This window comes from Asanoa siamensis (assembly GCF_016862555.1).
Lineage (GTDB): Bacteria > Actinomycetota > Actinomycetes > Mycobacteriales > Micromonosporaceae > Asanoa > Asanoa siamensis.
Map to the genome: position 1 here is coordinate 26,558 of NZ_BONE01000085.1, position 8,053 is coordinate 34,610.

General features: G+C 73.8%; 7 protein-coding genes and 1 pseudogene. 4 read left to right on the plus strand and 4 right to left on the minus strand.

Annotated elements, in window-relative coordinates:
- Positions 1–31: 31 nt before the first annotated feature.
- Together Asi02nite_RS34100 and Asi02nite_RS34105 are read right to left on the minus strand one after the other, a co-directional pair.
- Positions 32–1,429, minus strand: a pseudogene (locus Asi02nite_RS34100) (PH domain-containing protein); the annotation flags it as partial.
- Positions 1,426–1,917, minus strand: coding sequence for a PH domain-containing protein (locus tag Asi02nite_RS34105; RefSeq protein WP_203718147.1), 492 nt, complete (start codon positions 1,915–1,917; stop codon positions 1,426–1,428). The gene Asi02nite_RS34105 and the pseudogene Asi02nite_RS34100, both read right to left, overlap by 4 nt.
- A gap of 116 nt (positions 1,918–2,033) precedes the next feature.
- Here Asi02nite_RS34105 and Asi02nite_RS34110 point away from each other — a divergent pair, with 116 nt between their 5' ends.
- The 4 genes from Asi02nite_RS34110 (at position 2,034) to Asi02nite_RS34125 (ending at position 6,097) form a co-directional block, all read left to right on the plus strand.
- On the plus strand, positions 2,034–3,290 hold the full coding sequence (locus Asi02nite_RS34110) for a sensor histidine kinase (protein ID WP_203718148.1): 1,257 nt from the start codon (positions 2,034–2,036) through the stop codon (positions 3,288–3,290).
- Entirely contained in the window at positions 3,287–3,940 is a 654-nt protein-coding gene (locus Asi02nite_RS34115; RefSeq protein ID WP_203718149.1) for a response regulator, read from the plus strand. Before Asi02nite_RS34110 ends, Asi02nite_RS34115 begins: the two co-directional genes overlap by 4 nt.
- 38 nt (positions 3,941–3,978) lie before the next feature.
- The gene (locus Asi02nite_RS34120; RefSeq protein ID WP_203718150.1) at positions 3,979–4,884 is read left to right on the plus strand and encodes a GNAT family N-acetyltransferase; all 906 of its coding nucleotides are present in this window, start codon (positions 3,979–3,981) and stop codon (positions 4,882–4,884) included.
- 115 nt (positions 4,885–4,999) lie between these two features.
- A complete protein-coding gene (locus tag Asi02nite_RS34125; protein ID WP_203718151.1) occupies positions 5,000–6,097 on the plus strand; it encodes a hypothetical protein in 1,098 nt (365 codons plus the stop codon).
- On the opposite strand, the gene Asi02nite_RS34130 is transcribed toward Asi02nite_RS34125, so the two are convergent.
- Together Asi02nite_RS34130 and Asi02nite_RS34135 are read right to left on the minus strand one after the other, a co-directional pair.
- Complete coding sequence (locus tag Asi02nite_RS34130; RefSeq protein ID WP_203718152.1) at positions 6,087–7,031, minus strand: DUF2332 domain-containing protein; 945 nt, start codon at positions 7,029–7,031, stop codon at positions 6,087–6,089. The genes Asi02nite_RS34125 and Asi02nite_RS34130 overlap by 11 nt on opposite strands.
- Before the next feature lie 19 nt (positions 7,032–7,050).
- Positions 7,051–8,053, minus strand: a 1,003-nt coding sequence (locus Asi02nite_RS34135) for a family 16 glycosylhydrolase (RefSeq protein ID WP_203718153.1), incomplete at its 5' end; no start/stop codon positions are given.

The window sequence follows — 8,053 nt, forward strand, 5'->3', positions numbered from 1 at the left end:
CGACCTCGGTGGCGGCGATGTCGTGGGCGGTGTAGGCGCCCTGGCCGGCCGCCGTCGTCGCGATCACCGTCGCGAGGCCGAGCCGGCGCTGGAAGAACGACTGCTTGACCACCCAGCCGATCACGGCATCCTGGCGCAGCGCGGACGTCGAACGGGTCGGCACCCCGGACCGGACCACCAGATAGCCGTCGTGCACAGCGTGACCCAGGCTGCGGTACGCGACGACCGCACCGGCCGTGGTGACCGTCAGCAGCGCGGGGAACAGCCAGAGCGCCGAGGCGGCGGAGAGCGGGCCGGTGAAGCGGTCGTCGAGCAGCAGCGTCACGGTGGTGCCGACGGCCGACCAGACGAACGCCTTGACCAGCCGGCGGCGCAGCGCGGCGGGGGGTGCCGGGCGCAGCGGCCGGGACATGACGTCGCTGCCCAGGATCCGGGCCGCGGTCGACCGGGCCGCGGTGATCGGGCCGCGCGGGAGGATGGTCGCCCCCGCCGTCGAGCTCCACAGGCTGATCCCGGTCGTGATCAGGCTGGTGTCGGCGACGCCGAGCCAGCGCCAGAGCTGCGGCTCGTTGATCTGTATCCCGCGGATGCGGTGTTCCTCGCGGTCGACGGACTGGGTACGCAGCAGCCCCTGGGTCGTGCGCAGCGAGCCGGTCGGGGTGCGGGTGAGCCGGAAGTCCCAGTGCGAGGTGACGAAGCCGGCGACCAGGCCGGCGCTGCCGACGACCAGGAAACCGACCGTGGCGACGGCGACGACCCACCCGATCGGCACGCCGTCGGCCAGCGTGCGGGCGTGGTCGAGCGCGTCGTAGCCGAACAGCCGGCCCAACCAGTAGCCACCCCAGATCAGGCCGGCGCCGCTGAACAGGGCATAGATGTTGAGCACGTTGTAGAAGATCCAGCTCGGCTGGAACCGGGCGAGGGTCTCGCCGGCCGGGGCCGCGTCCGTCTCTGTCTCCGGCTCCGTGGACGGCGAGGGCGACGGCGCTGCGGTCGCGTCGAGGATCTCGTGCAGCCGGCGCGCGGTGTCGGCCGAGACGGCGTCGATGCGCAGCGCGGCGGTCGCGCCGGCGACACCGGTCAGGCCGGCGCCCACCGTGACCACCCGCAACCCGAACAGCCGGTGCGTGAGCCGGGCATCGCTGCCCACGCTGCGGATCCGGTCGCGGGCGATCCAGCGTTCCTTGCGCGTGAACAGGCCGCCGCGGACCTCGACCCGCTCGTCGGTGATCCGGTAGCGGGTGGTGGCCCAGCGGGCCATGTCGGCGGCCGCGCGGGTGACGCCGAGCACCGCGATCGCCAGGGCCGGCCAGGCGTCGCCGGGCTCGAGACCGAGCACGCCCGCGGCGATCGCGGTCGGCACCAGCGACACCGCCGCGCGGACGAGGTCGACCGCGATCACCTTGCGGTCGAGCCGCTGCCAGGTCACGTGGCATCCCCGGCCGTGCGGCCGACGATCGCGGTCAGCCGGGCCGCGACCTCGGTCGCCTGCGCGTCCGGCAGGGCCATGAGCTGCACCGGTCCGCTGGCGGAGGCCGTGGTCACGGTCACGGTGGCCAGCCCGAGCGCCCGCTGCAGCGGGCCCCGGGTGGCGTCGACGGTCTGGATCCGGGACAGCGGGGCGACCCGCCACTCCCGGACGAACCATCCGGACAGGGCGTACACGGCGTCGTCGGTCGTCTCCCAGCGATGGACGCGGTAGCGCCACGAGGGCACCACCGCGGCGTGCACGGCCATCAGCACGGCCAGGGCGATCAGCGCCGGGCCGAGCCAGGATCGCCACGACTCGACGAACACGAAGACGATCAGGCCGGCGAGCAGCGGTATCGCGGCGCCGATCACGGCGCGCAGCGTCCACCAGAGCACGGCCTTGGGTGCGACGCGATGACGTGGCGGGTGCAGTCCCAGATCCCCCATCGACACAGCGTGCCGGTCCGGCGTGACCGACGCCACTATCCATGGGCTACGCGCCCTGGCCGGTCGGCCAGAATTCCTGGTCGGGTGACGGGCGCCGGGCGACGTACCCTCGCGGCATGACCGAACACCCGTTCCACGCCCCGCGCTGGCTGCTGCCCGCGGAGTTGGCGGGCTTCTCGGTCGACGCGCCGCGGCGCCGCCGCACGGTCCGTGACTGGCTGGCGGACACCGTCCTGTTCCTGGTGGCACTCAGTTTCATGGTGGTCAATTCGGAGGACACGCCGTACTACGCCGGTGCGGTGCCGGGCTGGTTCCACACGGTCGACCCGTTCGTCACCCTCGCGGCGTGCCTCGCGCTGTGGTGGCGCCGGCGGCTTCCCCTGGCGGTCGCGGGATTCGTGTTCGTCATCTACATGATCGGCGACAGCGCGTCCGGCGCCGCGCTGGTCGCGGTGTTGACCGTCGCGGTGCATCGCGGCTGGCTGGTGTCGGTCCCGGTGGCTTTGGCCTTCCTGGTGCCGTCGCTCTGGTTCAGCTTCTCGCACCCGCCGCCCACCGTGCCGTGGCAGGCGATGGCGGTGATCGTGTTCCTGATGTTCGTCGTGCCCCTCGTCTGGGGGATGGCGGTGCGGTCGCGCCGCCAGGTCGTGGTCGGCCTGCGCCGCGCCGCCGAGTGGGCCGCGCGGGACCACGAGCACCGGCTGGCCGACACGCGCCGGGCCGAACGCGCGCGGATCGCGCGGGAGATGCACGACACGCTCGCCCACCGGATCTCGCTGATCTCGGTGCACGCGGGGGCGCTCGCCTATCGCACCGCCCAGGCCGACGCGGGTGCCGGACGGCCGCTGGACGCCGCCGACGTGGGCGCCGCGATCGACGTGATCCACGGCAACGCCCGGCGGGCACTGGTGGAACTCGGTGACGTGCTCGCCGTGCTGCGCACCGGTGACGAGGAACCGGAGCCGTCCGACGCCGGGCCGCCGCAGCCGCGGATCGCCGACATCGGCCGGCTCGTCACCGACGCCGAGGCGGTGGGCCAGCGGGTCGCGGTGACGGTCGAGTGCGCGCCCACCGACACGCTGCGCGCCGCCGTGCAGCGCACCGTCTATCGCACCGTCCAAGAAGGACTGACGAACGCCCGCAAGCACGCGCCCGGCGCGAAGGTGGAGGTGCGGGTCACCGGTGCGCCTGGGGAGGGCGTGGTGGCCACCGTCAGCAACCCGCTGGCGCCCGGGTCGGTCAGCGCGATCCCGGGCGCCGGTGTGGGGTTGGCCGGGCTGGCCGAGCGGGTCGCGCTGGACGGCGGCACCCTGGAGCACGGCGCGGAGCGGGGGTGCTTCCGGTTGGTCACCCGGCTACCGTGGCCGGCATGACGGAGCCGGTGCGGGTGCTGCTCGTCGACGACGACGCGCTCGTGCGGGCCGGGCTGCGGCTGATGCTGGGCGGCGCGCCCGACATCGAGGTGGTCGGCGAGGCGGTCGACGGCGCGTCGGTGCCCGACCAGGTCACCCGGACCCGCCCCGACGTGGTGCTGATGGACGTGCGGATGCCGGTGGTCGACGGCATCGCCGCGACGCGGGCGCTCGCCGGGACCCGCCCGGCGGTGATCGTGCTGACCACCTTCGACGCCGACGCCACCGTCGTCGAGGCGCTGCGGGCCGGTGCGGCGGGCTTCCTGCTCAAGCACACGCCGCCGGAGCAGATCGTCGAGGCGGTGCGCCGGGCGGCGGCCGGTGAGCCGGTGCTCTCGCCGAGCGTCGCGCGGACGCTGATCGAGCACGTCGCGGCCGGCGTCGGCACCACCCGGCGCGACCGGGCGCGGCAGCGGCTCGCGGTGCTCTCGGAGCGGGAGCGGGCGGTGGCCGAGGCGGTCGCGGAGGGTCTGTCCAACGGCGACATCGCGGAGCGCCTCTACATGTCGGTCGGCACGGTCAAGGCCCACCTGTCCAGCGCCCTGACCAAACTCGACCTGACCAACCGGATCCAACTGGCGTTGCTGGCCCACGACGCCGACGAGAGCTAAGTGCGAAATCCGCTTGCGTGGGCTGTTAGACAGGTCGCATGACGACCGTGCGCCCGGGCACCCTCGACGACGCGGGGCCCTTCCTCCAGATCCGCCGCCAGGTCTTCCCCTGGGGGGTCAACACCGTCGCCGGGCTGCGGCACGGTTGGGAGCTCTCGCTGCGCAACGCCAAGGGCGCCTTCTTCGCCGTCGACGACGAGCAGGGGCTGGCCGGCTTCGCCCGCTGTGACCTCAACATCTGGACCTCCGAAGCCGGCGCCTGTGGCGCCATGGTGGTCGTCCGGCCCGACGCCCGCGGGCGGGGCATCGGCAGCGCGCTGCTCGCCGCGGCCGAGGCGCACCTGCGTTCGATCGGCGGCAGCAAGCTGGTCGCCTACGCCCTCGACGAGCCCGACACGTTGCGGTTCCTCGAGAAGCGCGGCTTCACGCTCACGCACGAGGCCCGCTACCAGCGGCTCCTCCTCGCCGACCTGCCGCCGGCACCACCGATCCCGCCGGGCGTCACCATCAAGACGGCGGCCGAGATCGGTCCCGAGGCCGTCTACGCGGTCGACAGCGAGGCGATGCTCGACGAGCCGTCCGACACGCCCTATGACAAGGTCGAATACGCCGACTGGCTCGAGGACATCTGGGAAGGCCCCAACGTCGACCGCGACCTGAGCCTGGTCGTGCTCGTCGACGGCGTTCCGGCCACGCACACCTTCCTCTACGTCGACCGCGAGTCGGGGCGGTTCATGTCGACCGGCACCGGCACCCGGCGGGCCTACCGGGGTCGCGGCCTGGCGAAGATCGCCAAGTCGGTCGCCTTCCGGCGGGCGCGTGACGCCGGGCTCGTCGAGGGCTACACCGGCAACGACGAGGTCAACAAGCCGATGCTCGCGATCAACGAGTGGCTCGGCTACCAGCCGATCGGCTCCGAGCGCTCGGCCGTCAAGACACTCTGACCACACGCGCAACGGGCCGAGGGTAACCCGACCTGGGCGATCGCGGCCCGGATCCCGGGTTCGGCCCGACCGTCCGGCCGGTCTTCCTACCGTGGAAAACGGGGGGAGATCGGCCATGCTTTCTACTGCGCTGTCCCTCGCGCTCCTGGCACCCGCGCTGCCCGTCGTGGCGGCGCCGGCGGCGGCCCAGCCCGACGCCAGCCAGGTCGACGTGGCGGCCACCAGCAGCGGACAGCACGACGCGGACTATCGCGTCGTGGTCCGCAACCGCACCGAGGCACCGACCGAGTTGACGCTGCGCCAGAGCGTTCCCGACGGTGCCCGCGTGACGGCCCTGAGCCCGGCACCCGGGCCGGGCGGTTCGCCCGGCCCGGGGTCGCCGAACGAACTCGTCTGGCCGGTGCGCCTCGGCCCGTACGAGAGCGCCACGCTGACCACGACGGTCGAGTCGCGCGCCGACGACGGTGCCGCGCTGTCCACCGCCGCCTGTGCCTACGTCGGCTGGGCCGGCGAGCCCGCCGACTGCTCGGCCACGACGTGGACGCCCGCCGGCCCGGCCGTCGTCGCGGACCAGCCGGGCCCGTGGTGGCGACACTGGTGGGTGCCGGCACTGGCCGGTCTGCTGATCGTCGCGACCGTCCTGTTCGCCCGGTACGGCTGGCCGCGCGCCGCCGCCCGGATCGCGGCGCTGACCGACCGGGGCCGCGCCGGCTTGGCCGTGGCGACCGCACTGGTGCTGCTGGCCGGCCTCGGCGTGCTCGCGGTCGGGCTGGCCCTGCCCCGGTTCGCGTCCGCGGCCGCGACGGCGCACCGCACACCGGCGTCGGGCTGGCTCGGCACCGCGACGGCGGGACCGGTCGGCACACCGTTGCGGGAGAACGCGTTCGAGTTCACCGCCTACCGGTTCGCCTGCGTGCCGGAGGGCGGCGGCCAGCGGTGCACGGCTGTCGTCGGCGTGACCAAGCACAGCGCGGCGCCGGAGCACTGGCATCCCTACCTGCAACGGCTCGCGGTCGCGGGCGGCCAGCCCGTGGCGACCGACGTGATGGCGACCCGGGCGGCCAACGGCGGCAAGAACGTGTTCGACGCGCCCGTCGTGCCCGGCCACCGCGTGCTCACCCAGCTCACCTGGGCGGTGCCCGCCGGTGCCGAGCCGGCGACGCTGGAACTGCGCAGCGGCGCCTTCGCGCAGGGCGTACGCGTCAGCTTGTGAGCGCGAACCAGGTCATCGCCTGGCCGTGCCCGCGGGCGTAGGCCAACGGCGTGCCGTCGAGGGTGAGCACGTTGTGGAAACCGGGGCCGGGCGGGGCCGGCAGGTCGCGCAGCCCCAGCACGTCGGGCGACTCGAGCGAGATCCAGTGGCCGGGCAGGTCGCGGGCCAGCGCGACGAAGGCTTCCCGCTGCGGCGTGGGCACCTGGTAGAGCACCGACGTGTGGAACACCACCAGCGTCGCGCCGGCAGGCGCCTGTGCCGCCAGTGCCGGCAGGTCGTCGACCAGGTCGCCGCGGACCAGCAGCGGCGGGTCGGCGGCGGCGACCCGGGCCGCCGCCCGCAGCCGGTCGCGGCGGTGCTGGTGCTCCGGCCAGATCAGCGCGTCGAGCCAGGCCACGTCGGCGGGATCGGTGACGTCGAGCGGGTTCAGGTCGAGGCCGGCCCGCCAGACCACCTCCGGCAGGGCGGCCGGCGGTGTGACGCCGGTGGCGGCGCAGTCCAGCAGCGGCGCTCCGCTGCCGACGACCTGGTCGCCGTAGCGGTACGCGTACCGGTCCGGGTAGAGGTTGAGCCCGGCGGACGCGCCGACCTCGAGCAGCGCGAGCGGCTGGGGCAGGGCGGCCAGCACCGGCAGCAGGACGGCGCACCGGCCGGCCTCGTTGGTCTGGGTCGCCCGGGTGCGCATCGCCGGCTCGATCGCCGGCCAGTTGGCGAGCGCGTACGCCCGGAACGCGGTCGGCTCCTCGACCGGGCCGCCGAGCCAGCGCACCACGCCGAACAGCAGGTTGGGCTGGCGCTTGGCCTCCGGCAGCCGGTCGAGCAGCGCCATCAGGTCGTCGTCGCCCGCGACCGCCGCCGCCAGCCGTTCGTAGGCGGGTGAGACGCCGCGCGCCTCACCCGCCGCGAATTCCGCGTACCTCGTGGCCGTCGTCATGACGACCATTGTGCGGCAGTCAGCAGGGGCCGAGGTCCCGCCACTGCGCGGTCCAGCCGGGCTCCGAGCCCTGCGTCCACCAGTTCGCCTGCCACAGCCGCAACTGGCCCGACCGGTTCCGGTGCTTGACCCGCTGGCCCTCGAGATAGACGGTGCCCCAGTTCCAGGCCGGCGCGTTGGAGCAGTTCTGCGTGGGCGGGTTGGTCGGGTTCTGCGTCGGTGGGTTCGTGGGGTTCTGCGTGGGCGGGTTCGTGGGGTTCTGGGTCGGCGGGTTCGTCGGGCAGTTGCCGTTGCCGACCGTGTCGGTGTGCGCGGTGCCGGTCGAGCGCAGCCCGGACACCCGGGACGCGACCTGCGCCGGCGTCAGCACCTCGCTGCCCGCGTAGTAGAGCCAGTCGACCTGCTGGTTGTAGACGCTGCGACCGCCGGTGTGCGCGGCCGTGTCGATGAACCACAGGTTGAAGTTGATCGACATGTTCGTCTCGGGGTAGTACTGGTCGCCGTGGCCGGCGAACTGCACGCCGTCGACGTAGTACTTGACCCGGCCGCCCGAGACGGTGAACTGCAGGTCGTGCCAGCCGTTGAAGCTCTGCCGCTGCGCGGTGTGCGTGTTGACGGCCTGCCACGGCTCGTTCTGGTAGGTCTCCCAGGTCGTCTGGTAGAAGATCGGCCCGGTCTCGCCCCACCCGCCGTTCGGCAGGTACTCGAAGTCGATCTCGCCGTAGTTCGGGTCGAGCGGCCGGTCCAGCGGCGTGATGGTGAAGAACGTCTCGACCAGGTGGTCGCCGTCGGTGCCGGAGACCGGGGCGTCGGCGAACTTCACCCGGGCCGCGTACGTGCCCTCGAAGAACTTCCGCTGGTGGAACATCTCGGCGTGCGAGGTGCCGCCGGCGGTGCCGTCCGTGGCCGCCGCGAGTTGCAGCACCTTCTGGCCGTCCACGGTCGGGAAGGTCACATTGGACGCCGGCCAGGCGGCGCCGGGGACGCCGGGGCCGCCGGCGTTGGTGCGGACGGTCCAGTTG